Genomic DNA, 25,503 nt, shown 5'->3' on the forward strand with positions numbered 1-25,503 from the left:
TTATACTCTTGTTGCTATACGAAGATCAACTTCAAAAAGAGTAAGGCAATTTTTGAAGTTCTATCTGAGTATACTATTTTATTAAATTACGTTCGGCAAATTCCCAATTAATCATATGTTTAATAAAGATATCAACATAATCAGGGCGTTTATTTCTATAATCAATATAATAAGCATGTTCCCAAACATCACAAGCTATTATAGGCTTCATTCCATTAACTATAGGAGTTTCGGCATTAGCTGTTTTTATAATTTGTAACTTATTATCATGATATATAAGCCACGCCCAACCGCTACCGAATTGCCCTATTGCTGCCGTTTTAAATTGCTCACGGAAATTTTCAAAACTACCGAAATCTTTATTGATTAATTCTAATATTTTGCCGGTAGGATTACCGCCGCCTTTCGATTTGATTGAGTGCCAAAAAAAACTATGATTCCATATTTGCGCTGCATTATTGAAAATTGCATAGCTTGAATTGCTAGAAGAATGAGCTATTAATTCTTCTAAATCCATTTTTTGTAATTCCGTATCGTCTTTTAATAAGTTATTTAAATTGGTAACATAGGTTTGATGATGCTTACCGTGATGATAGTCAAAAGTCTCGGCTGTAAAATGCGGCTTGAAACTATCTTTATCATAAGGTAAATCCGGTAAAACGAAAGGATAAGAAGTTTGATTAGATTTAGTACAGTAAACCATATATTTTTCTCCTATTTAATTTATATAACAATAATCCCTGCAGCTTGACTTGCATTTTTCAATAACTTATCAAAGGTTGCCAGTGGTAATCCAAAGCGTAATGCCAATTCCAAATAACTAGCGTCATAAAGTGTTAACTTATAACGTTCTGCTAATTCCATTGTTTCAAGCCAAGTATGTTCTAAGGTTGTTTGATCAACTTTTATATAAATATCTTTCAAGGTGTAAATTGCTTGATGACGTTGAATCGTGGTAAGACGTCCTGAGCGTTCTGCTGATAGTAAAGAATTACCTATTTCAAGCCCCCAAACTGATGGAACAATTGCACCCTCTTTTACAGTTTTATTTAATATTTTTAAATCTGCTATCTCGTCAGGCATAAACCACGAAAGCGTCACTGACGAATCTAAAACAAAAGATGTCATTATTACTTCTTCCCTATATCTCTATATTTCTTCCATTCTTCCCAATCGGCAGGTTGTAAATTAATTTCCTTAGCAAGTTTTCTAAGCCTTATAGCTGCTAGCTTTGCAACCTCAATATCGTGTGTAGTATTAACCGGTACAATCTTTGCAGCAGCAACGCCTCTTCTAGTAATTAAGATTTCTTCACCTTTACTAGCTCGATCAAGTATCTTAGAAAAATGGGTTTTAGCATCAAAGGCGGTAATTGAATTTTGCATGTAAGTAAACTAGTTTATTGTCTAGTATTATTATATTTTCTTTTTAAGAAAATGCTACTTAAATCTAGATCAACTTAAAAAAATCGGCAGCTAAGTAAAGTGAGCCGGTTATTATAATATTTGCTTTATTATTACCGCTTAATGCACTTATTTCTTTAATTGCATCCTCAAGCGAGTCGGCTGTCGCAAAATTAATACCGCTCCTCTCTCCTCTTTGGCTAATTATCTCTGCGCTATAACTTAAAGGTTCGGATAATACTTTAACACCGTACCCCTTAATTGTCAAACCCCTAAAATACGAACAAAATTCTTCAATACTCCTATTTTTAGTCATTCCGAGTATTAAATATATTGGAGGTTCAAGGTTATCATACGCCCAAGCGGCTAGCACTTGCGCGCTGCCGTTATTATGCGCACCGTCTACCCAAATTTGTACAGCATCATTCATAAAGCTTGATACAAGCGAATTTTTCTGGATTCGCCTGTACTCACGTACTCTAGTACGGTAGCTTAGCTCACCCTTAAATTCATCTTGTCTAAAACTTTCTGAATTTAGCTGTATATTACTTTTTGTTAATTTAGAATATTTTTGTCGATCAATTTTTTGAATTCTCGCCGGCCAGATAGTGTTTTTGAGTCCTTTTTCTATAGCTTTATTATCAATATTAAATTGCTTGTTAATTAAGGTTATTACGGCAATAACCGCAGCGGCATTTATTAATTGATGATCACCTAGAAGAGACGGAGCCGGAAATTCATAAGTAAAATTTTTTGATAAGTAAGAAAAACCTTCAGCTGTTTTTTTCATCCCAAAATCATATTCATAACAAAAAGCCGGTGAGTTTAGTGCTGCAGCTTTGGTAAGTAGCACTTCATAAACTTCCTCCACCTGCGCGCTAATAACACAAGGTACAAAGGGTTTTATAATACCGGCTTTTTCCTTCGCTATTAAAGGCAGAGTTCCCCCTAACCGCTCTATATGGTCATATGAAATCGGCGTAATTAACGTAATTAAAGGATTTGGCACTATATTAGTAGAATCTAGGCGACCGCCAAGTCCCGTCTCTAAAATTAATATGTCGGCTTTATTATTTGCGAATGCTAAAAAAGCCGCTGCCGTAGTACCGTCAAAAAAAGTCGATTCAACATTTGCTTTTATGCTTGCTATCCTAGTTTGCTCACAAACTTCCCAAAGTTCCGAATCAGAAATTTTCTCGCCGGCTATTACTATTCTTTCGTTAAATTCCAGCAAATGAGGTGATGTATAGACATGTACTTTATAACCGGCGGCGGTAAAAATACTTTTAAGCATAGCTGCGCTTGAGCCTTTACCGTTAGTGCCGGCTATATGAATAACAGGCGGGAGCTTTAGATGAGGATCACCTAAAGCTTTCAGCAAGATAGCAATATTTTCAAGATCGTATTTGTCGTTATTTTTCCAGGTTGGAACCGGAAAATGCGGCATTCTCATGTGTGTTTATTATGCTTATTTAATCTAGGTTTCACCAAATTAATAAGCCCGATTAATAATAACGGAGCAGAAATTGAATTAAACAACATAAAAATACTCCTAAATTTGTATTAGTAATGCATAAAATATAATCTTAAGCTAGATAAATCAAGTTATATTTTATTATTATAAATCAACTACCGGTAACTTTAGGAGTTTCGGAAACGAATTTAAAACACGGCATCCCTTCCCTATTTAAGGCCTTGTTGCATGTCTTGCAATACCGATAACTTGATAAAGCTTGCCTTGATAATGTTGATATATACCGGAGCGCATCATAAATCAAACTTTTACCGGCATAACGACAAAAATATCTTTTGGGGTTTCGGGGAATTTAATAAGCACCGGCGAAGAAGCATCAATAAAATATAACTCCACTAGGTCGGCTTTAGCTTTTAATACATCTTCTAAATATTGTGGGTTAAACCCTATTGTTAAAGGCTCTGCACCGTCATATTCATAAAAAGCCTCTGCTTCTTTAGAAGATTCAATAGTCTCTTTGGCGTCTCCTCTTGCTTCACCGGTAGCACTAATTTCAAGATCTTCCGCAGATAAAGTTAATTTCACCGCCTTAAATTTATCAACCGTTATTATAGCAATCCTATCTATAGAATCGGCAAATATTTTGCGGTTAATCACTAGTTTAGTGTTGCTACTCGCCGGAATAAAAGCCCCGTAATCAGGGAAAGTACCGTCTATTAGCTTGGATAGCATAATAGTGTCTTCATTACATATAAATTTAATTTTGTTCACACTTAAGAAAATCTCGATATCCGCTTGAATATTCTTGGCATCTTTTACTATTTTTAAAATTTCTTCGGCACTTTTTTGTGGAATAATAATACCGAAATCTTCTATTTTTTCTTTTAATGCTATAGATGAAACCGAAAGCCTATGACCATCGGTACTAGCAGCGCAAAACTCGCCGTCTTTCACATGTAGATAAATCCCGTTTAAATTATAACGGGTTTCATCGGTAGAAATTGAAAATTTTGTCGATTCAATTATTTTAGCAAAATCTATGCAAGAGATTTTTAAACTTGCTTCTACCTGAATGTTATCCATTACCGGAAATGAGGATGCCGGCAGAGTGAACAAATTAAAATGACAATTTTTACCTAATATTTGCAATCCCGATTTACCTAAATCAGTTAAAGTAAGCTCAGTATCAGGAAGTTTTTTAACTATATCATTTAAAGTTTTCGTTGATACCGTTAACTCCCCTTCATTTACTACCTGAACACCTATTTTTTGGCTCAAATATAAATCCATATTTGTGGAACTAAGTTCTAACATATTGTCCTTTGCCAATAATTTAATATTTGCAAGCTCCGATATTACGTTACGTTTTTCGACGACGGAACTGGCAAACGCTAAAGCATGAACTAATGATTTGGTATTAATTATTATCTTTAACCTGTTGTTATTTTCATTCTTATTAATTATTTCCATTTTGTCTCCTTAAATTTTTTATTAAAGTAAGCTAAACATCGATGTCATTCTCGCGCCATTGTGACGTTGTTGCATGGCTCGGAAATTAATACAAAAAAACCCGTCATTGCGAGGAGCCGTAGGCTTTGTTGCATGGATCGAAAATTGCTATATTTTGGGTATTCTTTAAAAGTACCGCGATGTCATGCCGTGGCTTGACCACGGCATCCAGTCAGGCTTTTTAATTTTTTCTGGATACCGTGGTCAAGCCACGGTATGACAAGTTTTAAGCGATTTTAACCATCCATGCAACAACGCCCCGCCTTTAGCTAGGAATGACATCGAAAATTCTAGCCATACACCGATAACGCTAAAATTTCATTCCCTTAATTTTCCTTGAAATTTTTGCTCAATATTAGCTATCAAGTCTTTACTAAATAAATTTAAATCTTGTTCGGTTAAAGTGCGATCATCTGCTTGCAGCTCAACTTTAATAGCTACGGATTTTTTATCCACAGGCAATTTATCCCCTACATAAATATCAAATAACATGACTGACTTAATAAGTTTTTTATTAAAGCCGTTTATGTACGATATTATTTCCCCAACCGGTTGATTTTCGTCCACAACAAAAGCATAATCTCGAAAACTTGCTTGAAAGTCTGATATGATAAAATCATCTCTTTTACCGAATTTTGCTTTAGTAAAAGGGATACTCATAATATTTAATTCAAAAGCAAATACTGCTTCTTCAATATTAAAATGTTTTAATATTTTGGGATGAATTTGCCCGAAATAACCTATTAAATTTTTACCTAAAGCTATACTTGCTGATCTTGTCGGATAAAAATACGGTAACGTAGCCTGATTTAATTTACATTTATCGATTGCAAGACCGGCATAATCAAATATCATTTCTAAATCGGCTTTAATATCAAAGACATCATAAGCGCGTCCTGCCGAATGAGCATTTTTTAAGCTATAAGAGCCGCATCTAACGCCTGATAAAAAAGTTAACTCCTCTTCCGGCTTAACACCCGTAAAAACAGGTCCGATTTCAAATAATGCTATATTTTTGATTGATCTAGTTAAATTTTTCTCTACTAGCTTTAATAAATTCGGGATAATGCTACCGCGCATATAATCGCTGTCCCGACTAATAGGGTTTAATAAAAATAATTCTTCTTTTATTTCCGAAAATAAAGTTGCTTCCTTGCTACTCATAAATGAGTTTGTTACTATTTCATCGTAACCTTGTACTGCTAATATTCTTTTAAAAGAAGAAATTCTTTTTTGTTCTTTAGATATAACTCTATCCTGCTCCATTTCCGGCAGTTTAATACTCTCTAGCTTATCATAGCCGTAAATACGGGTAATTTCTTCGACGATATCCTCTAAAATACTTATATCATGACGCCATGAGGGAACAGTTACTTTTATAATTTTAAGTTTAATATTAGTATTAAGCCCAAGTTGTTTTAACGTAACTCTATTAATTTCTTCAATTACATCCTCTATAATATTTATATCGTAATGTCGCGATGAAGGGATGATGTTCATAGTATCTTCTTTGATATCGGTAGCAAACCCGAGTTTATATAAAATAGATTCTATCTTTCTGATACTTAGTTTAATTCCGGTAATTTTTTCTAAATAGTCCTCCGGAAAATCTAAAGGTTTTTTTAACTCCTCTTTTTTCTCTTCTATTACTATCTCTGATACTTCACCGCCGCATATTGATAAAATCAAATTAGCAGCAATATCTAGAGCTTTAGGAGTAAATGCTCTATCAATATTACGCTCAAAGCGGTAACGTGAATCGGTATCAATTTGTAATCGCCTGCCGCTACTAGCAATTAGCTTAGCATCAAAACAAGCCGCTTCTAATAAAATATTCGTGGTTTCCTCAGTGCAACTACTCGCTGCCCCTCCTATAATACCGGCAAGTGCTTGAACACCGTTTGCGTCTTTTACTACCAAATCCCCTGCTTGTAATTCATATTCACGACTGTTTAGAGCTTGGAATTTTGCTGTCGATTTAAGTTGTTCAACACTAATCCCACCTTTCACCCTATCTAAATCATAAGCATGCATCGGTTGACCAAAGCTATAGGAAATATAGTTTGTAACGTCAACTATCGCCGAAATAGGCTTTACTTTAATATTTTGCAGTAGTTTTTTTAACCATTCGGGGCTTTGTTTATTTTTTAAATTTTTTATTTCTCGAAAAATAAATAACGGGCAAGCTATTTTATCTTTTATTTCTAAACTAGTTGTAGCCGTATATTTACTAGTTAGTTCTAGAATATCCGGCTCCTTTAACGTGCCGACTCCTTTAGCCGCTAAATCCCTTGCAATCCCGTAAACCCCTAAAGCATCACCGCGATTGGGAGTAACGTTAATATCAAAAACCGGATCGTCTAAGCCGTAATATTTAATAAAATTCTCTCCGACTATAGCATTTTGCGGCAGCTCAATAATACCTTCCGACTCAGGCGATAGTAATAACTCCTCTTCCGAGCATAACATGCCAAAGCTCTTCTCGCCTCTTATTACTGATTCTTTAATTTTAAATTTACCGTTCGGTATTTCCGTGCCGATACTTGCTAATACTACTTTAATATCATCTCTAGCGTTACTTGCACCGCAAACTATTTGTACTAAGCCATTTTTAGTTTGTACATTGCAAAGCTTTAACTTATCGGCTGATGGATGGGGTTTAGTAGATATAATATGTGCCACTTCAAAACTTCTTAACTCTTCGCTTTTGTCAATTATTTCTTCAACTTCTAAACCGATATCGGTTAAGCTCTCGGCAATTTGTTGAACTGAATACTGCGTATCTAAAAATTGTTTAAGCCATGATAAAGTAAATTTCATTTCGTTAACCCCGCTGCTAAATTGGGGATATCAAAACTAGAAAAATTATAATGTCTCAGCCAACGTAAATCGCCCTCAAAAAATTGCCTTAAATCTTTAATATTATATTTTAACATTGCAAAACGCTCTACGCCGAGACCAAAAGCAAAACCTCGATAAATATTGCTATCTATACCGACATTTTTTAATATATTCGGATGAACCATCCCGCAGCCAAGCACCTCAAGCCATTTATCGTTTTTTTGCGTGCGAATATCCACTTCGGCGGACGGCTCGGTAAAAGGAAAAAAACTAGGTCTAAAACGTAGCTCGATATCGACATTCTCAAAAAAACTTTTTATAAATTCAGTAATAACGTATTTCAAATGCCCCATATGAATATTTTTATCAATGACGAGTCCTTCAATCTGGTGGAACATCGGGGTATGAGTTATATCCGAATCCGATCTATAGGTTCTGCCCGGCGCTATAAACCTAAAAGGCGGCGGTCTTTTTTTCATCATTCTAATTTGCACCGTTGAGGTGTGAGTACGCAGTAATAAAGGCATTCCCTCCTCTTGTCCCTTTAAATAAAAAGTATCGTGCATTTGCCGCGCCGGATGGTCATCTTCAAAATTAAGCGCGGTAAAGTTATGAAAGTCTGTTTCAATTGTCGGACCGTCTTCGATAGAAAAACCGAATTTTGAAAATACTTGCATCAATTCTTCCGTCGCTTGCGTGATCGGATGAATTGAGCCTTGTTTATATTTTCTAGCCGGAATGCTTAAGTCAATTTTATCACTCGCAAGTTTTTGGTTTAACTCTTTTTCCTCTAAAACATCTTGTTTTGTTCTTATAATATTCTGTATTTCTTCTTTTAAGCTGTTGATTTTTATACCAAAATCTTTCCGCTCGGTTTCATTTAAAGCAACTAACTTTTTAAGCTCTGCCGTCACTATACCTTGCTTGCCTAAAAATTCTACTTTAAATTGTTGCAATTCTTGGCTATTTCGCACTAACAAAATTTTCTCTTCAGCCAGTCTTAATATTTGCGCCGTATTATCCATAACTTATATTTTATATCTTTTGGGGTATGAGCTTGGAGATGATTATACTCAATATTTAAAAAAAGTATAATAAAATATATTGAAAAAAAAAGATTTAAGTATATACAAAGGTAGTATTAATATATATAATATAAAACTACAAGATGCAAAAAATAAAAAGGAGTCAATATATGGTTAGCTTCAAAGAAACTTTTTATGCAAGGTCGGACTCCGTTATTGAAATTGAACGAATAACTGATACGAACTATTTTAGACCCTTTAAATTTATACCTATAGAAAATTCAGCCTATTTTCATTTTGGACGTAGAATAACTGAGAATCCATTAATATTACCTAAACTCTATGCAGCATTAACTTATCTTACAGGAGCAAGTGATGATGAATATGATGATTATAAAGGTTCATATAGCTTTACGTTTAAGCTCACAGTTAAAAAAAACAGCAAAGTTAGTAAATATTACTATCATATATTTCATTATCGTTCATATATAGAATTTTCTACTTCTCAACTAGTTTCAGAGGATGACCCACGAGAATCTAGCCATTATTATCAACCGGACGATAAATTATTTTCTGATAAAGACATATATAGTTTTAGCATATCATTCTGTGAGGATGCAATAATACGTGTTGAAAATTATAAGCACATACCTAAACCTTTTGTAAAATATTCTAATTCAAATTTATTATTATTTGGATATTTAAAAGATAAATATTTTTTTAAGGATTACGAAGACGAAAATATATATAAAAAGGAAAAAGCACTTTTACAAGAAGAATCGGTATCAGTTAATCTTTGATTTTTACCCTTAATTCTTGCTTAATTAATTTTTTGAATTCCCGCCTTTGCGCATGGGTGTTAACTTAAGAGATTGTCATTGCGAGGAGGCATTGTTGCGTAGATGGTTAAAATCGCTTAAAATTGTCATACCGTGGCTTGACCCACTACTGTACGAACGTTTAAATAAAGAGGTAAAAATTCTGTCATTCCGTGGCTACGACCACTTCAGTCCAGCTTATAATATCATAAAAAGATTCTAAAATAAGTCTAATATGGCTTTATTTTCCTGGATGCCGTGATCAAGTCACGGCATGACACAGCCTTTTTTCAACGTTCGTACAGTAGTGGGCTTGACCACGCTATCCAGAAAAAATTAAAAAGCCTAACTGGATGCCGTGGTCAAGCCGGCGTTGTTGCATGGATCAAATTTTTGATGTCATTCTAGCTAAAAGCGGGAATCCAGGCTTTTTTTGTCATGCTGAACTTGTTTCAGCATCTTTTTAATAGATCCTGAAATAAATTCAGGATGACTTTTTTATATTTTCTAGATTCCCGCTTTTAGCTAGAATGACATATTGCTGCTTTTATCGATCCATCCAACAACGCCGGTCAAGCCACGGCATGACAGCGCGGTACTTTTAAAGAATACCCAAAATATAGCAATTTTCGAGCCATGTAACAAAGCCTACAGCGGCTCGCAATGACGATTCCGGTAGCCATGTAACAATGCCTCCTCGCAATGACGGACTTTATAGACTTTTATCGCTTAAGTTGACATATATGCGCCTTTGGGGGAATGACATAGAGAACGGGAATACCAACCCTTTTGCAGCAATTTCCGATACAAGCAGAATAATAACCAATACTATTTAATCGCCTCAATCAACTTCTTAACGCCGTTGACTGAATTGTTAAATAATATTTTTTCTTCCGTATTTAACTCTATTTCTATTATTTTTTCTACACCGTTTTTACCGATAATGATCGGTACGCCGACATATAAATCGCGTACGCCATACTCACCTTGCAAGTAAGCAGCGCAAGTAAGAATTTGGCGTTTATCTTTTAGGTAAGATTCTAACATTAGGATCGCCGAAGCTGCCGGCGCATAGTAAGCAGAACCTGTTTTAAGTAATCCAACGATTTCTCCACCGCCGTTTCGAGTACGATCGATTATTTGCGCGATACGCTCCTTGGTAGATAAACCCATTTTTATTAAATCCGGTATCGGAATGCCTGATATGGTGGAGTATCTTGCTAGCGGCACCATCGCATCACCGTGACCGCCAAGTACCATGCTAGTAACATTCTCGACGGATACTTTAAATTCAACAGCTAGGAAATAATTAAATCTTGAAGAATCAAGCACACCCGCCATGCCGATAACTTTGTTATGCGGCAAACCGCTTTCTTTGAGCATTACATACACCATAACGTCAAGCGGGTTAGTAATTACTATAACAAAAGCATTCGGTGCATATTTTTTTATATTTTCCGCAACTATCTTCATGATAGCAGTATTAACGCTAATAAGATCGTCTCTACTCATACCCGGTTTTCTCGGTAAACCGGCGGTGATAATTATTGCGTCGGAATCTTCTATATCTTTATAATCGTTAGTACCTTTTATTGTAATATCAGAAGCCGTAACCGCATTTGCTTGAGAAAGGTCAAGAGCCTTACCTTGCGGCAAATCTTCCGCCACGTCGAATATTACTATGTCGCCGAGTTCCTTAATGCTAATTAAATGGGCAAGCGTTCCGCCTATATTACCCGCGCCGATTAATGATATTTTAGGATTTTTTTTCATTATTTCCTCCATATATTTTTATGTTTGATGTCATTTCTGCGGAGCATTGGCATTGTTGCATGGCTCGATTTTATCCCGTCATTGCGAGGAGAAACGTAGTTTCGACGCGGCAATCTAGAGAAAAAATAGCAAACAATGCTATGAAATTTATTATTTTCTAGATTGCCACGTCGCTACGCTCCTCGCAATGACGATTTTTGTAATGATTTCGAGCCATGCAACAAGGTCTACAGCGCCTCGCCATGACGGTTTGGATATCCACGCGGGCATTGCCTCACGGGAATGACCTACAACACGCTTTAACCTATTCATACAAACACCGCGCAGGAATAACATCTTTCATTAATAGTTTAGTAGAAATAAAAAAATATACAATAATCTTATGAATTCATTAAATCAAAAAATTCGCTATTAGTTTTGGTATTCTCTAATTTTTTCAGTAAAAATTCCATTGCTTCCGTTTCGCCCATTGGATTGATAAGACGGCGAAGCACCCACATTTTCTTTAAAGCGTCTTTATCGACTAATAACTCTTCTTTTCTAGTACCGGATTTGGTAATATTAATTGCCGGATAAATACGTTTATCGGCAATTTTCCGATCTAAGACGATTTCCGAGTTACCTGTTCCTTTAAATTCTTCAAAAATCACTTCATCCATCCGTGAGCCGGTCTCAATTAAAGCCGTTCCTATTATGGTCAGCGAACCGCCATTTTCAATATTTCGTGCCGCTCCGAAAAATCTTTTCGGTCTTTGCAATGCATTAGCATCGACACCGCCCGTTAATACCTTACCTGATGACGGAACAACGGTATTATAAGCCCGTGCAAGCCTTGTTATCGCATCCACTAAAATTACTACATCTTGTTTGTGTTCAACCAAACGTTTGGCTTTTTCAATAACCATTTCGGCAAGCTGAACGTGCCTACTTGCCGGCTCGTCAAAAGTAGAACTTACCACTTCGCCACGCACGGAACGCTGCATATCGGTGACTTCTTCGGGGCGTTCATCTATTAATAATACTATTAAAAATACTTCCGGATTATTGGTAGTAATAGCATGCGCTATATTTTGTAACAATACGGTTTTACCGGTACGCGGCGGTGCAACGATCAAAGCACGTTGCCCTTTGCCCATAGGAGAGACTAGTTCGATAACTCTGGTGCTAAAATCTTTACTGTTATCTTCAAGCTCTAAGCAAAGTTTTTCATCCGGATATAAAGGAGTTAAATTATCAAAATGTACGCGATGGTAAGATTTGGCGGGGTCTTCAAAATTAACTTTATTCACTTTCAGTAAAGCAAAATAACGTTCTCCTGCTTTCGGCGCTCTAATTTGACCTTCTACGGTATCACCGGTACGCAAACCGAAACGGCGAATTTGACTAGGAGAAATATAAATATCATCGGGACCGGCTAAATAATTCACTTCCGGCGAGCGCAAGAAACCAAAACCGTCAGGTAAAACCTCTAATACCCCCTCTCCCAAAATCAACCCGCCCTGCTCAACCGATTTTTTCAAGATTGCAAAAACTAATTCTTGTTTTAATAAAGAATTAATATTTTCGATTTTTAGCTCTTCGGCTTGTGCTTGGAGTTCTTCAGGTAATTTCCGTTTTAATTGTTTTAAATTAATAACATTAGTAGTTTCTCCGGGGATATTATTTATATTTTGTTCGTAACAATTATTAAACCTTTCTTTAGGTTCTTTATTTATTATGCTCATTGATTTTATTTTTTATGGATTTAGTTAAATATGGATGGATTAAATACTAGGTTCTGTGAATATTTTACTGAAAATTTATTTTGAGTAGCAACATTTACAGAGCCTATAACTTAAGAAAAAATCTAAAAATCCCTAAAACAAGGGAACGGCAATATAGCTTATTTTAGATTAAGGATAAAATTAGATTTTTCAGAAGCTTTGTACAACGTTATTCAGAAAGGTTCAGGGTGTTGTTGCATGGCTCGAATTTTCGATGTCATTCTAGCTAAAAGCGGGAATCCGGAAAATACTTAAAATAAGCAAAATTATATAATAAATTACTATTTAATTTGCTCTTATTAACTTTCTGGATTCCCGTCTTTAGCTAGAATGACATACGGCAATTTTTTAGAGCCATGCAACAACGCCAAGGTTCAGACAAGATGAATTTAAGGGATAGCCTGCTCAGCGTACAAAAAAGTACGTGAACACAGGCGAATACTGCAAAATTCACTTGTCTGAACCTTTCTGAATTTAGCTGTATACTGCTTAGAGTCAAAAATCAAATTTTATTTATGAGTACGGCAAGTATGATAAACTTAAGTGTATTCTAGCTTTAAATAAAATGAAAAATGATTTTTGAAAAATGAGTAGTTATATAGAACTCATTAGCTTTGCAAGCCATTCGGCTATTTGGTCTAGTATTATTGAAGTTTTAACAAGTTAAGAGCTAATTGTCAAGTAATTTGTCACGCTATACTCTATAATCATGTTACTTTTTATTATCTCTAATATCTTTAACCATAGTTTGTAATTGTACTAAATCTATTAAGCCGGGTATTAATCGACCGTTTATAATATAAACCGGAACGCCGTTAATTTTTAAATTTTTAGCTATTTCCATATTTTTCTCAATTAAGGCTTTAATTTCTTTACTATCTGCTACTTCTTCAATTTCCGAAACATTTAAATTATTTTCTGATAATAAGTCTTCTACTGATTTTTTAGTAATATCTTGTATTGTCATTAATCCGTCGTGAATAACTTTAAATTTACTAGGATTAACCTTATAAACAGCCAAAGCAACCTGCGCAAGATACTGAGAGGCGTTCCCTAGAATGGGTAACGGTCTTAACAACAATTTAATATTTGTATCATTTTGTAATAATTGATTTATAAATAAATCACCTTTTTTACAATAAGAACAATTATAATCAAAAAATGCTACTATCGTTATATCACCGTCTTCATTTCCCAGAGTCGGAAAACTTTTAATATTTTCAATATCTATTTGGTTACTTTTAATATAATCATTAACTTTATTTTCTTTTTCTTGGATTTTACGTTTTTGTAATCCTTCAATTGATTGAATAATTATCTCAGGGCTGTTTATTAAATATTCTTTTATAATTTCTTTAACCCTTTCTTCTTCACAAATTTTATCCACTGATTTACTTTCCGTAATGATTACGGAAACCGGTTTTGCAGACGAAACTTTTATAGTTTTATAAATAAATAAAGCCGCTATAGTAATTATAACTACAAATAGTATTTTACCGATGATATTTTGCATAATTTGTTTTATTTAAACTTATAATATAATTTATAGAAAATTTATTTTTTAAAGTAAAGTATAACAGTAGCTTTATAGATAAAATAAATTAAGGTTCTGTTATTAAATATTTTATTTCTGCCTCATTAACCTGCTTTGGTCTCTTTTCCAATCTTTTTCTTTAATAGTTTGTCTTTTATCGTGTAATTTTTTACCCTTTGCAATACCTAACTCAACTTTTATTTTATTTTTTTTATTAAAATATAACGAAAGAGCTACAAGAGTATAACCCTTTATCCTAACTTTACCGATTATTTTTCTTATTTCGCTAGCATGCAAAAGTAATTTTCTGGGTCTTCTAGTAGTATGATTAAGCCTATTAGCTTGCTCATATTCTGCAATATGACAATTATATAAGAATATCTCATTTAATGAATCTGCCGCATGGCTTTCTTCAATTGAGGCTTTACCTTGCCGTAATGATTGTACTTCGCTACCCTTTAATACTATGCCCGCCTCTAATCTTTCTTCGATAAAATAGTTAAATAACGCTTTCTTATTTTGGGCAATAATTTTTTTATATTCAGTCATAATATTAATTAGTTTTCTTCGTACGCTTCGATGTCATTTCCTAACAATGACCGTGTTGCATGGCTACCGGAATCGTCATTGCGAGCGATTGCAAGGAGCGCGGCAATCCAGAAAAATAATAATTTTCATAGCATTTTTTGCTATTTTTTCTCTAGATTGCCGCGTCGGGACTACGTCCCTCCTCGCAATGACGAGGTGAGATCGAGCCATGCAACAAGGCCGGCTTGACCCACTACTGTACGAACGTTGAAAAAAGGCTGTGTCATGCCGTGACTTGATCACGGCATCCAGGAAAATAAAGCCATATTAGACTTATTTTAGAATCTTTTTATGATATTATAAGCTGGATTCCGTGGTCGTAGCCACGGAATGACAGAATTTTTACCTCTTTATTTAAACGTTCGTACAGTAGTGGGCTTGACCACGGTATGACATCGTACTTATAATAACCATAATACGATAAATTATAAGCCAGGCAACAACACCCCTAACAATGACAATTTCTTTATAGCTTCTTCTATTTGTTGCTTAGTATTATGACTTGCCTCCGTTAAAGGTAGTCTAATCTCGTTACTAGATAAACCTAAATAATGAGCGGCGTATTTTACCGGAATCGGATTTGATTCAACAAATAATGCTTTATATAAAGGTAGCAGCTGTTGATGAATTTCAAGGCTACCTGCAACATCACTCTTATACCATTTATCTAATAATTCTTTGCATAATTTCGGCGCAATATTGGCCGCTACGGAAACCCACCCTACTCCGCCTTGCGCACTGTAAGCTAACGCCACCTCATCATTTCCCGTTAAAAGGTTAAAGTCCTTAGCGGCTATTTCCCTAATTCGCAGCGGTCGCTCTAAATCTACTCCACAATCTTTTAAAGCTACAATACGCGGTAACTTAGCGAGGTTTAATATTGTTTCATCGGCAAAATCTACCCCGCTTCTACTCGGTGCTGAATATAGCATAATAGGCAGATTGCTTGCCTCATGCACAGCTTCAAAATGCTTATAAATTCCTTCTTGAGTAGGTTTTAAGTAAGATGGCGGACTAGCCATAAAACCGTCAACCTTGATTTTTGTAGATTCAGCAGCAAGCTCTACGGCATAAGCGGTATTATTTGAAGAGCAACCGGCTATTACCGGAATACGCTTATTAATGATCTCTTTACTAGTTTGTAGCAATAATTTATATTCTTCAAAACTTAAACTGCTACCCTCGCCCGTCGAGCCTGCTACTACTATCCCGTCAATTTCTGCTGCCATTTGATATTTAAGGATTTTCTCCAGCGATGTTAAATCTAATTTATTGTTTTTAAAAGGAGTTATAACTGCCGTAATTAAACCTTTAAATATATTGTGCATTTTATTTATTCTTTATTTAGTTTTAGTTTATTTTTATGGTTATTATTAAGTACGGTGTCATGCCGTGACTTGACCCACTACTGTACGAACGTTAAGAAAAAGGCTGTGTCATACCGTGGCTTGACCACGGTATCCAGAAAAAAACTTAATAAAAAGACTGGATGCCGTGGTCAAGCCACGGCATGACACCGGAACACTTTGCAAAAAATAGTAAAAATTACTATTTCCTATCCACACAACAATGATGGATTCCAATTACGTACGTACTAATTTATCATATTCTTTTTTTAAAGAGTCGGTAATTTTATGATCCTTAAAAGTTATTTTTTTATTTCCCAAATCTATAGAACGAATTTTTTGTATTTCAACAGCCGTACCTGTGCCAAAGCATTCGGTAAAATTCTCTATATCTTCTAATTTTATATATTCTTCTTTCGTTTCTATCCCTAATTTTTTAGCAATTCCAATAATAGTCTGGCGGGTTATACCATTTAAAAAAGCATCAGCTATAGGAGTATATAATGTATTATCTTTAACAAAAAAAATATTACTACTGGTAAATTCGGCAATATACCCACGAAAGTCCAATAAAATTGCATCGTCATAGCCAAGAGCTGTAGCTTCTCTTCTACTTACTACCATCATATTATAATGCCCCGCTCCTTTGCATTGTAGCGGTAGGCTATCCGGCGATGCTTTACGCCAACGGCTAATATGTACATTTATTCCTTCTGCTGACAAGGGTGACGTAGAAGGAATAGCAACAATCATCACATTAACACTTAAACTTTCATGACTAATATTCATCGACTCACTACCGCACCAAATAAGCGGTCTTATATAAGCATCCTTGATATTATTCTTTTCAATAACTAATTTGTGTGCTTCTATAATCTCATCGACACTATAAGGAACTTGTAACTTTAAAGCTTCTGCTGATTTTATCAACCTTATCGTATGTTCTTTTAGCTTAAAAACTTTGCCGTTATAAGCTCTTTCCCCTTCAAATACTGCTCCTGAATAATGTAAACTATGCGTTAAAACATTAATTTTGGCATCAAGGCAAGAAATTAACTTACCGTTAATCCATATATAACCGGCAGATTGTTCTAGATAAACAGGTTGTTCTTGTAGAATTGTCATTGTCAATAAACTCTAATTAGATTAAACTGGTATTGTTGCATGGATACCCCAAACGTCATTGCGAGCGACTGAAAGGAGCGTGGCAATCCAGAAAATAATAGTCATCCTGAATTTATTTCAGGAGCTACTATAAGAGATGCTGAAACAAGTTCAGCATGACAAAACTAGATTGCCACGTCGGTACTACGTACCTCCTCGCAATGACGAGCTAAAATCGAGCCATGCAACAACGCCGATTAAACTTAAAAAAATTAAACCCTATAATATTTTAATTATGAAAGAATATAAAGCTCATATTTTAATTGTCGATGATGATAACAGAATATTAGCACTTTTGAAGAAATTTTTACATAAAAATGATTTTTTAGTATCAACGGCAGAATCTGCTATTGAAGCTAAAAATTTACTTGTGCATTCTAATTATGATTTAATCATTCTTGATGTTATGTTACCTGAGATAACAGGGCTTGATTTTGCCGAAACTATCAGGGATGCCGGTAATACTATACCGATCGTTATGTTAACGGCTTTATCCGAGCCTGATGATCGAGTTAAGGGGCTAGAAGCCGGAGCTTCGGATTATTTAACCAAACCTTTTGAACCAAGAGAGCTATTACTGCGGATAAATAATTTAATTAATAATTACAGCACGTATAAAAAAGAAAAAAATATAAAAAAATTCGGCAATAGTTATTATAACTTTGATTCCAAAGAATTTATTAAAGACGCTAAGCCGATATCGCTTAGTTCAACCGAGCAAAAATTACTTGAAATATTAATAGGACGGACGGGAAAAACAGTATCACGCGAAGAATTATCAAAAATAATGGGCGGACTTAGCCTACGTTCTATTGACGTACAAATTACTAGGATAAGAAGTAAAATTGAGGATAACCCTAAGGAACCTAAATATTTAAAAACTATGCGGAATGAAGGTTATGCGCTTTATATCTAAATTGCTACAGCATATTTCAGGAAGCTTCAGACAAGATGAATTTAAAGACGAGTCTGCGCAAGCAGTACCAAAAATACGTGAACACAGGCGAGTTCTGAAAAATTCGCTTGTATCAAGCTTTCTGAAATATGCTGTACCTAAAACATTATTTGCACGTTTCATGCTAATTATAATTATTCCGATTTTAATAGGACAAATTTTAGCAATATTTTTATTCTATGACCGCCATTGGTATAATGTTTCATATTATACCAGTACGATTATTATTAATGAAATGGAATCTTTAATTAAAGAATATAAAGATAGCGATCGAAAAAAAGCACAGTTAGAGGAAAATTACCTTAGCTTATCCTATCAATTTCAGCCAAATGCCAAGTTGCCTGCAAAGCAACCGAAATTAAACGAATCGTTAGAAATTTTTAAAAATATTTTAAACACCAAAATCACCGAAAAAAATATTGTTAAGTTAAATAACGACAATAAAATAGAAGCATCTTTTCAACTAGCACACGGAATATTACAAATTACTTTTCCGGCAAAGTTATTACTTAACCCGACGGTATATATTTTTGTTTTATGGTTAATATTTTTAACTATTATCTTACTTACCGTATCTATAATTTTTTCCAAAAACCAAATAAAATCAATTTTAGCATTAGCCGATGCAGCCGATGAATTCGGTCAAGGGATTTTAAATAGTAAAAATTTTAAACCTTCAGGAGCTTCAGAAATAAGAAAAGCCGGACTTGCTTTTTTAAAAATGAAAAATCGTATTGAAAAGCAAATTACTAAAAGAACTAATATGCTGGCTATGATTTCCCACGATTTACGTACTCCTTTGACTCGGATGAAATTACAACTGGAATTAATGGAAGCTTCCGAAGAAACAGAAGGTTTAAAGATAGATATATTAACCATGCAGCAAATGATCAATTCTTATCTTGATTTTGCCAAAGGCGAAAATGCCGAGGAATTTAAAACAGTTGTTATTGTAGATTCGATTGCATCTTTTTTAAATAAATGGTCGCATATAGATATAGAATTAATAAATTTAGGCAATATAGATAATATAAAAGTAAAGATTAAAGCTAGTTCATTTGAAAGAGCCTTGTCTAATTTAATAAGTAACGCTATAAAATACTCAACTAAAATAAAAATATCGGTGCAGTCTAATTCTTCTTTAGTAACGATAAAAATCGAAGATAACGGCACCGGCATAAGTGATAAAGAAAAACCGTTTGTTTTTAAGCCTTTTTATCGCTCCGATAAGGCAAGGCATCTTGATGATTCAGGCAGCGTAGGGCTTGGGCTTGCTATAACCCGTGAAATAATATTAGATCATAAAGGCGTTATTTCGTTAGAGGATAGTAAAACGCTTGGTGGATTAGCGGTAAGAATAGAGTTGCCTTTGTGTAAAGCACTCTAATTGTTGCGTGGATGGTCGCAACGTCATTGCGAGGAGGCATTGTTGGTGGGTAGGTTAAAGCGTGTTCTATGTCATTCCCGTGAAAACGGGAATCCGGAACGATTATAGTCATCCTGAATTTATTTCAGGATCTACTAAAAAAAGATGCGGCAAACTTGTTCAGCATGACAAAAAAGCCTGGATTGCCGCCTTCGCGGGAATGACATCAAAACTTAAAAATATAAAATAATGGTTATCGACATTAAACACCTAGCAATTATCATGGACGGCAACGCACGCTGGGCGGAAAAACATAATTTACCGAAAGCGGAAGGTCATCGCGTCGGAGCAAATAAAATCCGCGAGCTACTACCGGAGCTTATTAAACTCAAAATACCTTACGTAACATTATATACTTTTTCCTCGGAAAATTGGCAGCGATCAGAGTCGGAAATTTCTTTTTTAATAAAGTTATTAGGTGTGTATTTAACAAAGGAAGTAAATACTCTTCATAAAGAAGGTGTTAGAATAAAAGTAATAGGTCGACTTGAGCGTTTAAGCGCGGACTTACAAAAACAAATAAAAGATGCAATAGAATTAACGAAATCTAATAATAAAATCACGGTATGTATAGCTTTTAGCTATGGTAGCCGTGACGAAATAATCGATGCTTGTCAAAAAATTATTATTAGCGGTAAAAAAGAAATTACCGAAAATGATTTTAAAAATGCTCTTTACGATCCGGCAATGCCGGACGTAGATTTATTATTACGCCCGGGTGGAGTTTTTCGTATTAGTAATTTTCTTCTCTGGCAAGCGGCTTATGCCGAATTATATTTTTCTCCTAAATATTGGCCTGATTTTAATAAAGATGATATAATAGACGCATTAAATGATTATTCAAAAAGGAAGAGGACTTTTGGCAAGAGATAGAATACTGCTCTATTTAGTGCATGACTCTAAAAAAGTGCCGTATGTCATTCTAGCTAAAGGCGGGAATCTAGAAAGTTAATAGGAGCAAATTAAATAGTAATTTATTATATAATTTTGCTTATTTTAAGTATTTTCTGGATTCCCGCCTTTAGCTAGAATGACATACGGCTGCTTTTATCGAGCCATATAACAACACCGGTCAAGCCACGGGGTGACATTTTTAATTCTTAAAATATTAGACAATATTACTATGTTATTACGAATTTTATCAGCTATGGTTTTAGGACCGGTATTTATTGTTGCTATATTGTGGCTAAAACCGTTATTTTATGTTTTAATGATCTTAGTAGCAATAGGTATGCTATGCGAGTGGTATGATATGACAAGTTCCTCACTTTTACACTTGTTAACGGGTCTGGTTGTTATTCCGCTGCCTATTATCTCGCTAATGCTGTTACAGGCAGGGCATAATAACCAATGGTTAATATTGCTTTACTTTGTTATTATTTGGTCGGTCGATACTTTTGCAATGATCGGCGGTAAAATTATCGGGGGACCGAGGCTAGCATTTAAAATTAGCCCAAAGAAAACCTGGAGCGGCTTGATTAGCGGCATAATCTTGGCAGGATTTATTACTGTTTTTGTAAATTATTATTTTTTCCATAGTTATTTTTCGCGGGCTTTTTATTTATTTATAATAAGTTGTAGTCTGGCATTAATCGCGCAATTAAGTGATTTATTTGTTTCATATTTTAAACGAAAATTTAATATTAAAGATAGCGGTACCGTAATCCCCGGTCACGGCGGCGTGTTAGACCGATTTGATAGTATTATTTTAACAGCTCCTATATTATTATTTTTGTATCTTTATGACTATTTTTAATTTTATATTAAATAATAACTCTAAAAAATTAATATTTAATATTTCTTTAGCCTTATTGCTTGGGTATTTTGTTTTTCACTCAATTTACGGCAATAAAGGTATTATTGCTTATTTAAGAGTGAATCAGCAGCTTGAAAAAGCATATGCCGAACTCCGAACTTTAAGAGCGGAAAGAGTCGAGCTTGAACATAACGTAAAATTATTAAGACCGGAATCGTTGGATAAAGATATGTTAGATGAGCAAGCACGAAAAGTTTTAGGGGTAGCTTCTCCGCGCGAACAAGTATACACGGTTAAGTGATTTGATAATATCTATGATGTGATTCCAATTTTAGATGTCATTCTAGTTCAGCATTGTTGCATGGATTGAAAAATGGTCCCAATGTCATACCGTAGCTTGACCACGGGCTGAACTAGAATGACATCTTCGTACACTATTCCTTAAACATAACATTAATTAAAGGTAACTATAATATGGCTATTACGATTTATCAACACGACCTTCCGGATGATTTTAATCTTGAAGGAGATATTGCTATCGATACCGAAACAATGGGTTTAAATCTTCATAGAGATAAATTATGCCTATTGCAGCTAAGTAACGGCAACGGCGATGCTTATCTGATAAACTTCCTAAATAAAAATTATGATGCTCCTAATTTAAAAAAATTACTATTAGATAAAGAGAGAGGTAAAATATTTCATTTTGCTAGATTTGATTTGGCATCAATAAAAAAATATTTACAAATCGATTTAGAGAATATTTTTTGTACTAAAATAGCTTCAAAATTAGTGCGGACTTATACCGAAAGTCATGGGCTTAAAGAATTATGCCGTGAGTTACTTTCTATACAGCTATCCAAACAACAACAATCTTCCTATTGGGGAGCCGAGCAATTATCTAATGAGCAAAAAGAATATGCCGCTAAAGATGTGCTTTATTTACATCAATTAAGAGATATTTTACAAAAAATGCTAATCGCTGAAGAGAGGCTTGAAATAGCTGAAAATATTTTTAAATTCCTTCCAACCAGAAGTAATTTAGATTTGCTAGGTTGGAGTGATATAGATATTTTCATGCATTGATGGGAATATAACATATACATGCGCTATGTCATGTCCATGAAAACGGGGCGTTGTTGCTATGGCTACCGGAATCGTCATTGCGAGGAGGGACGTAGTCCCGACGCGGCAATCCAGGAAAAAATAGCAAAAAATGCTATGAAATTTATTATTTTCTAGATTGCCGCACTCCTTGCAGTCGCGGCGTTGTTGCATGGCTCTAAAAAAGTGCCGTATGTCATTCCCGCGCAGACGGGAATGACATCGAAAATTCTAGCCATGCAACAACGCCCTATAATTCTTCTCAATAGTTCGTGTTATATTATTACGCTCCTCTTCCTCCTCCTCTTTGGTTTTTTTCTTGGTTGATTACTTCTTGTTGCCACGTAGAAGTAGGAGTCTTAGGAAGAGAAACCGGTTTTACTTGTGGGATCTGTGGCTGTACTATTCCTGTTGTTACTTCAGGTGGTGGTGGAGGTGGTAATTTTTTTTCTTTATTAGGATTAGGAAGTTTAGGAGGCGGCGGTGGCGGAATATCTTCTTCAGGAGGCGGTGGGGGCGGCGGTAGTTGCTCCTGCATTTGTTGTTTTACTCGTATTGCTTCTGTCGGTATTTCTGCTCTATTTTCCGGTATAGCATTTGAAAAGATTTTATTATTAATTTCTTTCTCAACATATTCGTTATTTTTTAAAACATGCTCACCGGTAACTTTCTCTAATTTTTTACCGACAACATCTTGACGAAAAATAATAGTTTTAATTTTTTCCCACAAATTTGTTTTTGTAGCTTGCTGTAAATTCTCTGCAATATTTTTACTGTTCTCGGCTAAATAAGCAGGATCTATGCTTTTTAAGAATATATCCGTAGCTTTAGCAAGCTTCTCATTCTTACTTTCAAGTAATGGAGCAAAATTTTTAACTATTTCAGTACCTTTTTCTTGTATTTCTTCAGGCTTTAATTTACTTATTGTTGGTAACAAAGCTTGAGTAGATTTTTTATTTTGTTCTATATCTATGGGTCCTATTTCCTTCAAAGTCCCTTGTATTATGGAAAAAGCTTTAATATCGTGGTTAAATAGTTGAGTAAATTTCTCTATATTTTCTTTTAAGTTTAGTTTTTCTCTATCTAAAACACAATATAAGGGATTCTGTTCTCCATCTATTGCAAAGCACTCCGTAGTACGAAGAGTAGCAATATGTTGTAATGGCTCCAAAAGCTTGATATCTTTTAAACCTACACTTATAATTTCTGAACTAATGCTAATATCTTTTGCAATAAGTGTAATTATATCTCTTTTATCAGCAACTAACTTACCTCCCTTCTCAAACAACCCTATATTTTCTACTACTCCTTTAAGTTTAATATAGTCATTAACGATAGAAGTTATGCCTTCATCAGACGATAAGGAAGTCGTAATCTTTTTTTGATATTGTTCTAATTCATTTGTAATTCCATTAAAATTTTCTTCTCCTAACCCCTGCTCAGCTAATTTTTTTATTTTTTCTCCAATAGTACTTACGGTAGAAAATAAATTATATCCTGCGTTTGCTATCCTTTTTTCTTCCTCAATTCTTTGTTCTGCTGATAATGATTCATCTTGTACTTGCCCTAAAATTGTTTTAACAGTACCACGTAAATTCTCGTTTTTTGCTATATCTATAGAACCTATTTCCTGAACTTTTTCGTATAAAGTTCGTCCAATATAATTATTTAGAAGTACAATTTCCCCGCGCATCTCTTCAATTGCAGTATTTACTCTATTTTGTTGTTGCTCAGTCAATGCCATATTCTTCCTCTATTAATTAGTTGTTAATTAAATTAAAATTTATTATCCGTCCTTATTAACGACTATGATCTTCTTTTTTCCCTTGGGCATGGTTAGCTTTAGGAGTAACAGGAGGAGCACTATTTGCCTTACCCGTTGCTCCTTCTTTCATATACGCAACGAGCTTCTGCGCCGCTAACGAAGGCGTTTTTTCCATTTGTTGTTTAGGTGAAACAGAAAATCTATTAGGATTTGTATAGCTTTTACTTTGTTGCTCAAAGATGGATACAAGCTTATCTACATTTTCTGCAGCATAATCCCTAGAAGAAGCTTTAAAACCGAATCTTGCTGCTATTCTTTTCACAAGAGGCGGTTTTGCATTTGCAGCTTTTTGTAACTTCTCCGATATTTCTTTATTATTCTGTGCTAGATATTCTGGGCTTAATTTCTCTAAAGCATTTTTAACACTGGTGGCAATCGCCTTATTTTCACTTTTTAATAAAGGTGCAAAGTTTTTTACAACTTCAGCCGTTTTTTTATTTTCATTGAATTTTTTAATAAATTTATCTGCAGTTTTACTAGCGGCTTCTACAAAATCAGCTGAAGGCAATTCATTTTTTCTTGAATTAAATTCCTGCTTATCTGGATCGAATTTTTGGCTTTTATCCCCTTGCGTAATAAATTTTTCATATTTCTGCAGCTTATCGGCTGAAAACTCAGGAGTAGTCTTTTTAAGAATTTCCATAGTTTTATCTATTACCGCTTTGGCATATCTATCTTTCGATATATTCTGACCGCTTACTTCAACTAGAGCCTTTTTAACTGCATTTACAGGAATATCCAAAGCTTCCTGTATCGGTACTTCCTTATAGGGTAACTCGTTAAAATCTCCATCTCTAGCTAACGGTAAATCAAATCCTTTAAGCGCTGCTTCCGTTGTTGCAACACTAAATTTAAATTTATTTTTTCCTTCAGGAGAATCAACTAATTCCGCACATGCTTCAGCATGTCCCTTTACGGCATTAACTAGTTCTTCTATTTTTTTATCCGGTAAAGCTTTATTAAGAAGTCCTCTCCCTAACTTTAGCCCTGCTCCGATAGCATCACTCATTATAAGAGTTTTATCAACTAAATTACTACCTGGAGGGATCAAACTTTCATAACCATCTGTTCTACTTCCTACATTTGTAATATCACCTACATCATCCAATGCATATGGCGAAGAATTCTGACCCTCTGCAGCCATATTTTTCCTCAATTATTTATTTACTAACTAAAATTAAACAATAATTAGTTAAAGA

The 25,503-nt window shown here is 34.6% G+C and carries 32 protein-coding genes; 12 read left to right on the forward strand and 20 right to left on the reverse strand.

Features of this window, described 5'->3' with window-relative positions:
• Positions 1-73: 73 nt before the first annotated feature.
• From AAGD64_RS05665 to pheS, 8 genes are all read right to left on the reverse strand, one after another.
• Complete coding sequence (locus AAGD64_RS05665) at positions 74-703, reverse strand: superoxide dismutase (protein WP_341792696.1); 630 nt, start codon at positions 701-703, stop codon at positions 74-76.
• Positions 704-723: 20 nt separating this feature from the next.
• A complete protein-coding gene (locus tag AAGD64_RS05670; protein ID WP_341792697.1) occupies positions 724-1,128 on the reverse strand; it encodes a type II toxin-antitoxin system VapC family toxin in 405 nt (134 codons plus the stop codon).
• A gap of 2 nt (positions 1,129-1,130) precedes the next feature.
• The gene (locus tag AAGD64_RS05675) at positions 1,131-1,385 is read right to left on the reverse strand and encodes a type II toxin-antitoxin system Phd/YefM family antitoxin (RefSeq protein WP_253307610.1); all 255 of its coding nucleotides are present in this window, start codon (positions 1,383-1,385) and stop codon (positions 1,131-1,133) included.
• Positions 1,386-1,449: 64 nt separating this feature from the next.
• Positions 1,450-2,856 (reverse strand): palindromic element RPE3 domain-containing protein, encoded by a 1,407-nt coding sequence (locus AAGD64_RS05680; RefSeq protein ID WP_341792698.1) that lies wholly within the window; start codon positions 2,854-2,856, stop codon positions 1,450-1,452.
• A 234-nt stretch (positions 2,857-3,090) separates the two neighbouring features.
• Entirely contained in the window at positions 3,091-3,174 is an 84-nt protein-coding gene (locus AAGD64_RS10610) for a DUF1653 domain-containing protein (protein WP_410526091.1), read from the reverse strand.
• Positions 3,175-3,177: 3 nt separating this feature from the next.
• Positions 3,178-4,347 carry a DNA polymerase III subunit beta gene (gene dnaN, locus AAGD64_RS05685; RefSeq protein ID WP_341792699.1) on the reverse strand — a complete coding sequence of 390 codons (1,170 nt, stop codon included), beginning with the start codon at positions 4,345-4,347 and terminating at the stop codon, positions 3,178-3,180.
• A gap of 357 nt (positions 4,348-4,704) precedes the next feature.
• Positions 4,705-7,206 (reverse strand): phenylalanine--tRNA ligase subunit beta, encoded by a 2,502-nt coding sequence (pheT, locus tag AAGD64_RS05690; protein ID WP_341792700.1) that lies wholly within the window; start codon positions 7,204-7,206, stop codon positions 4,705-4,707.
• A complete protein-coding gene (pheS, locus tag AAGD64_RS05695; protein ID WP_341792701.1) occupies positions 7,203-8,252 on the reverse strand; it encodes a phenylalanine--tRNA ligase subunit alpha in 1,050 nt (349 codons plus the stop codon). The genes pheT and pheS overlap by 4 nt, the downstream gene beginning before the upstream one ends.
• A 170-nt stretch (positions 8,253-8,422) precedes the next feature.
• Between pheS and AAGD64_RS05700 the strand changes: the two genes are divergently transcribed.
• The 4 genes from AAGD64_RS05700 to AAGD64_RS05715 all read left to right on the forward strand — a co-directional run bounded on the left by AAGD64_RS05700 (position 8,423) and on the right by AAGD64_RS05715 (position 9,906).
• Positions 8,423-9,052 (forward strand): hypothetical protein, encoded by a 630-nt coding sequence (locus AAGD64_RS05700; protein WP_341792702.1) that lies wholly within the window; start codon positions 8,423-8,425, stop codon positions 9,050-9,052.
• 52 nt (positions 9,053-9,104) lie between these two features.
• A complete protein-coding gene (locus AAGD64_RS05705) occupies positions 9,105-9,293 on the forward strand; it encodes a hypothetical protein (RefSeq protein WP_341792703.1) in 189 nt (62 codons plus the stop codon).
• Positions 9,294-9,328: 35 nt separating this feature from the next.
• Complete coding sequence (locus tag AAGD64_RS05710; RefSeq protein ID WP_341792704.1) at positions 9,329-9,478, forward strand: hypothetical protein; 150 nt, start codon at positions 9,329-9,331, stop codon at positions 9,476-9,478.
• A 281-nt stretch (positions 9,479-9,759) separates the two neighbouring features.
• The gene (locus tag AAGD64_RS05715) at positions 9,760-9,906 is read left to right on the forward strand and encodes a hypothetical protein (RefSeq protein ID WP_341792705.1); all 147 of its coding nucleotides are present in this window, start codon (positions 9,760-9,762) and stop codon (positions 9,904-9,906) included.
• Here AAGD64_RS05715 and mdh read toward each other — a convergent pair.
• The 8 genes from mdh to dapA form a co-directional block, all read right to left on the reverse strand.
• Complete coding sequence (gene mdh / locus AAGD64_RS05720; protein ID WP_253307603.1) at positions 9,899-10,843, reverse strand: malate dehydrogenase; 945 nt, start codon at positions 10,841-10,843, stop codon at positions 9,899-9,901. The two genes, AAGD64_RS05715 and mdh, sit on opposite strands and share 8 nt — an antisense overlap.
• 150 nt (positions 10,844-10,993) lie before the next feature.
• Entirely contained in the window at positions 10,994-11,179 is a 186-nt protein-coding gene (locus tag AAGD64_RS05725) for a hypothetical protein (RefSeq protein ID WP_341792706.1), read from the reverse strand.
• 44 nt (positions 11,180-11,223) lie between these two features.
• Positions 11,224-12,567, reverse strand: coding sequence for a transcription termination factor Rho (rho, locus tag AAGD64_RS05730; RefSeq protein WP_253307602.1), 1,344 nt, complete (start codon positions 12,565-12,567; stop codon positions 11,224-11,226).
• Positions 12,568-12,931: 364 nt separating this feature from the next.
• A complete protein-coding gene (locus AAGD64_RS05735) occupies positions 12,932-13,105 on the reverse strand; it encodes a hypothetical protein (RefSeq protein ID WP_341792707.1) in 174 nt (57 codons plus the stop codon).
• A 213-nt stretch (positions 13,106-13,318) separates the two neighbouring features.
• Positions 13,319-14,119, reverse strand: coding sequence for a DsbA family protein (locus AAGD64_RS05740; RefSeq protein WP_341792708.1), 801 nt, complete (start codon positions 14,117-14,119; stop codon positions 13,319-13,321).
• 111 nt (positions 14,120-14,230) lie between these two features.
• Complete coding sequence (smpB, locus tag AAGD64_RS05745; RefSeq protein ID WP_253307600.1) at positions 14,231-14,689, reverse strand: SsrA-binding protein SmpB; 459 nt, start codon at positions 14,687-14,689, stop codon at positions 14,231-14,233.
• 75 nt (positions 14,690-14,764) lie between these two features.
• The gene (locus tag AAGD64_RS05750; protein WP_341792709.1) at positions 14,765-14,971 is read right to left on the reverse strand and encodes a hypothetical protein; all 207 of its coding nucleotides are present in this window, start codon (positions 14,969-14,971) and stop codon (positions 14,765-14,767) included.
• Positions 14,972-15,153: 182 nt separating this feature from the next.
• Positions 15,154-16,056, reverse strand: a complete 903-nt coding sequence (dapA, locus tag AAGD64_RS05755; protein WP_341792710.1) for a 4-hydroxy-tetrahydrodipicolinate synthase — start codon at positions 16,054-16,056, stop codon at positions 15,154-15,156.
• On the opposite strand from dapA, the gene AAGD64_RS05760 reads away from it, so the two are divergent.
• On the forward strand, positions 16,051-16,242 hold the full coding sequence (locus AAGD64_RS05760; protein WP_341792711.1) for a hypothetical protein: 192 nt from the start codon (positions 16,051-16,053) through the stop codon (positions 16,240-16,242). The two genes, dapA and AAGD64_RS05760, sit on opposite strands and share 6 nt — an antisense overlap.
• A gap of 69 nt (positions 16,243-16,311) precedes the next feature.
• Here AAGD64_RS05760 and AAGD64_RS05765 read toward each other — a convergent pair whose 3' ends face one another.
• A complete protein-coding gene (locus AAGD64_RS05765) occupies positions 16,312-17,199 on the reverse strand; it encodes a branched-chain amino acid transaminase (protein WP_341792712.1) in 888 nt (295 codons plus the stop codon).
• A gap of 274 nt (positions 17,200-17,473) precedes the next feature.
• Here AAGD64_RS05765 and AAGD64_RS05770 point away from each other — a divergent pair, with 274 nt between their 5' ends.
• The 7 genes from AAGD64_RS05770 to AAGD64_RS05800 all read left to right on the forward strand — a co-directional run bounded on the left by AAGD64_RS05770 (position 17,474) and on the right by AAGD64_RS05800 (position 22,461).
• On the forward strand, positions 17,474-18,154 hold the full coding sequence (locus AAGD64_RS05770; RefSeq protein ID WP_253310029.1) for a response regulator transcription factor: 681 nt from the start codon (positions 17,474-17,476) through the stop codon (positions 18,152-18,154).
• Positions 18,138-19,580 carry an ATP-binding protein gene (locus AAGD64_RS05775; protein WP_341794166.1) on the forward strand — a complete coding sequence of 481 codons (1,443 nt, stop codon included), beginning with the start codon at positions 18,138-18,140 and terminating at the stop codon, positions 19,578-19,580. The genes AAGD64_RS05770 and AAGD64_RS05775 overlap by 17 nt, the downstream gene beginning before the upstream one ends.
• Positions 19,581-19,641: 61 nt before the next feature.
• Entirely contained in the window at positions 19,642-19,809 is a 168-nt protein-coding gene (locus AAGD64_RS05780) for a hypothetical protein (protein WP_341792713.1), read from the forward strand.
• On the forward strand, positions 19,809-20,492 hold the full coding sequence (uppS, locus tag AAGD64_RS05785) for a polyprenyl diphosphate synthase (protein ID WP_341792714.1): 684 nt from the start codon (positions 19,809-19,811) through the stop codon (positions 20,490-20,492). The genes AAGD64_RS05780 and uppS overlap by 1 nt, the downstream gene beginning before the upstream one ends.
• A gap of 250 nt (positions 20,493-20,742) precedes the next feature.
• A complete protein-coding gene (locus AAGD64_RS05790) occupies positions 20,743-21,375 on the forward strand; it encodes a phosphatidate cytidylyltransferase (RefSeq protein WP_341792715.1) in 633 nt (210 codons plus the stop codon).
• Positions 21,362-21,676, forward strand: a complete 315-nt coding sequence (locus AAGD64_RS05795; protein ID WP_253307594.1) for an FtsB family cell division protein — start codon at positions 21,362-21,364, stop codon at positions 21,674-21,676. The genes AAGD64_RS05790 and AAGD64_RS05795 overlap by 14 nt, the downstream gene beginning before the upstream one ends.
• Positions 21,677-21,849: 173 nt before the next feature.
• A complete protein-coding gene (locus AAGD64_RS05800; protein WP_341792716.1) occupies positions 21,850-22,461 on the forward strand; it encodes a ribonuclease H-like domain-containing protein in 612 nt (203 codons plus the stop codon).
• Here the strand turns inward: AAGD64_RS05800 and AAGD64_RS05805 are convergent.
• From AAGD64_RS05805 to AAGD64_RS05815, 3 genes are all read right to left on the reverse strand, one after another.
• Positions 22,426-22,653: a hypothetical protein gene (locus tag AAGD64_RS05805; protein ID WP_341792717.1), complete on the reverse strand. Its 228-nt coding sequence runs from the start codon at positions 22,651-22,653 to the stop codon at positions 22,426-22,428. The two genes, AAGD64_RS05800 and AAGD64_RS05805, sit on opposite strands and share 36 nt — an antisense overlap.
• A 109-nt stretch (positions 22,654-22,762) precedes the next feature.
• Positions 22,763-24,223, reverse strand: coding sequence for a hypothetical protein (locus AAGD64_RS05810; protein ID WP_341792718.1), 1,461 nt, complete (start codon positions 24,221-24,223; stop codon positions 22,763-22,765).
• Between the two features lie 55 nt (positions 24,224-24,278).
• Positions 24,279-25,448, reverse strand: coding sequence for a hypothetical protein (locus tag AAGD64_RS05815; protein ID WP_341792719.1), 1,170 nt, complete (start codon positions 25,446-25,448; stop codon positions 24,279-24,281).
• Positions 25,449-25,503: the final 55 nt, after the last annotated feature.

This window comes from Rickettsia endosymbiont of Ceutorhynchus obstrictus (genome assembly GCF_964026565.1).
Classification (GTDB): Bacteria; Pseudomonadota; Alphaproteobacteria; order Rickettsiales; family Rickettsiaceae; genus Rickettsia.

Excerpts from the sequence above, each read along its gene's own strand:
- mdh (WP_253307603.1), bottom strand. The coding sequence starts at position 10,843 with ATGAAAAAAAATCCTAAAATATCATTAATCGGCGCGGGTAATATAGGC.
- AAGD64_RS05725 (WP_341792706.1), bottom strand. The coding sequence starts at position 11,179 with ATGTTATTCCTGCGCGGTGTTTGTATGAATAGGTTAAAGCGTGTTGTA.
- AAGD64_RS05765 (WP_341792712.1), bottom strand. The coding sequence starts at position 17,199 with ATGACAATTCTACAAGAACAACCTGTTTATCTAGAACAATCTGCCGGT.
- AAGD64_RS05715 (WP_341792705.1), top strand. The coding sequence starts at position 9,760 with ATGCCTCCTCGCAATGACGGACTTTATAGACTTTTATCGCTTAAGTTG.
- uppS (WP_341792714.1), top strand. The coding sequence starts at position 19,809 with ATGGTTATCGACATTAAACACCTAGCAATTATCATGGACGGCAACGCA.
- pheT (WP_341792700.1), bottom strand. The coding sequence starts at position 7,206 with ATGAAATTTACTTTATCATGGCTTAAACAATTTTTAGATACGCAGTAT.
- AAGD64_RS05810 (WP_341792718.1), bottom strand. The coding sequence starts at position 24,223 with ATGGCATTGACTGAGCAACAACAAAATAGAGTAAATACTGCAATTGAA.
- rho (WP_253307602.1), bottom strand. The coding sequence starts at position 12,567 with ATGAGCATAATAAATAAAGAACCTAAAGAAAGGTTTAATAATTGTTAC.
- AAGD64_RS05670 (WP_341792697.1), bottom strand. The coding sequence starts at position 1,128 with ATGACATCTTTTGTTTTAGATTCGTCAGTGACGCTTTCGTGGTTTATG.
- dnaN (WP_341792699.1), bottom strand. The coding sequence starts at position 4,347 with ATGGAAATAATTAATAAGAATGAAAATAACAACAGGTTAAAGATAATA.
- AAGD64_RS05805 (WP_341792717.1), bottom strand. The coding sequence starts at position 22,653 with ATGCAACAACGCCGCGACTGCAAGGAGTGCGGCAATCTAGAAAATAAT.
- AAGD64_RS05775 (WP_341794166.1), top strand. The coding sequence starts at position 18,138 with ATGCGCTTTATATCTAAATTGCTACAGCATATTTCAGGAAGCTTCAGA.
- AAGD64_RS05700 (WP_341792702.1), top strand. The coding sequence starts at position 8,423 with ATGGTTAGCTTCAAAGAAACTTTTTATGCAAGGTCGGACTCCGTTATT.
- AAGD64_RS05800 (WP_341792716.1), top strand. The coding sequence starts at position 21,850 with ATGGCTATTACGATTTATCAACACGACCTTCCGGATGATTTTAATCTT.
- AAGD64_RS05815 (WP_341792719.1), bottom strand. The coding sequence starts at position 25,448 with ATGGCTGCAGAGGGTCAGAATTCTTCGCCATATGCATTGGATGATGTA.
- AAGD64_RS05680 (WP_341792698.1), bottom strand. The coding sequence starts at position 2,856 with ATGAGAATGCCGCATTTTCCGGTTCCAACCTGGAAAAATAACGACAAA.
- dapA (WP_341792710.1), bottom strand. The coding sequence starts at position 16,056 with ATGCACAATATATTTAAAGGTTTAATTACGGCAGTTATAACTCCTTTT.
- smpB (WP_253307600.1), bottom strand. The coding sequence starts at position 14,689 with ATGACTGAATATAAAAAAATTATTGCCCAAAATAAGAAAGCGTTATTT.
- AAGD64_RS05675 (WP_253307610.1), bottom strand. The coding sequence starts at position 1,385 with ATGCAAAATTCAATTACCGCCTTTGATGCTAAAACCCATTTTTCTAAG.
- AAGD64_RS05665 (WP_341792696.1), bottom strand. The coding sequence starts at position 703 with ATGGTTTACTGTACTAAATCTAATCAAACTTCTTATCCTTTCGTTTTA.
- AAGD64_RS10610 (WP_410526091.1), bottom strand. The coding sequence starts at position 3,174 with ATGATGCGCTCCGGTATATATCAACATTATCAAGGCAAGCTTTATCAA.
- AAGD64_RS05795 (WP_253307594.1), top strand. The coding sequence starts at position 21,362 with ATGACTATTTTTAATTTTATATTAAATAATAACTCTAAAAAATTAATA.
- AAGD64_RS05740 (WP_341792708.1), bottom strand. The coding sequence starts at position 14,119 with ATGCAAAATATCATCGGTAAAATACTATTTGTAGTTATAATTACTATA.
- pheS (WP_341792701.1), bottom strand. The coding sequence starts at position 8,252 with ATGGATAATACGGCGCAAATATTAAGACTGGCTGAAGAGAAAATTTTG.
- AAGD64_RS05705 (WP_341792703.1), top strand. The coding sequence starts at position 9,105 with ATGGGTGTTAACTTAAGAGATTGTCATTGCGAGGAGGCATTGTTGCGT.
- AAGD64_RS05790 (WP_341792715.1), top strand. The coding sequence starts at position 20,743 with ATGTTATTACGAATTTTATCAGCTATGGTTTTAGGACCGGTATTTATT.
- AAGD64_RS05770 (WP_253310029.1), top strand. The coding sequence starts at position 17,474 with ATGAAAGAATATAAAGCTCATATTTTAATTGTCGATGATGATAACAGA.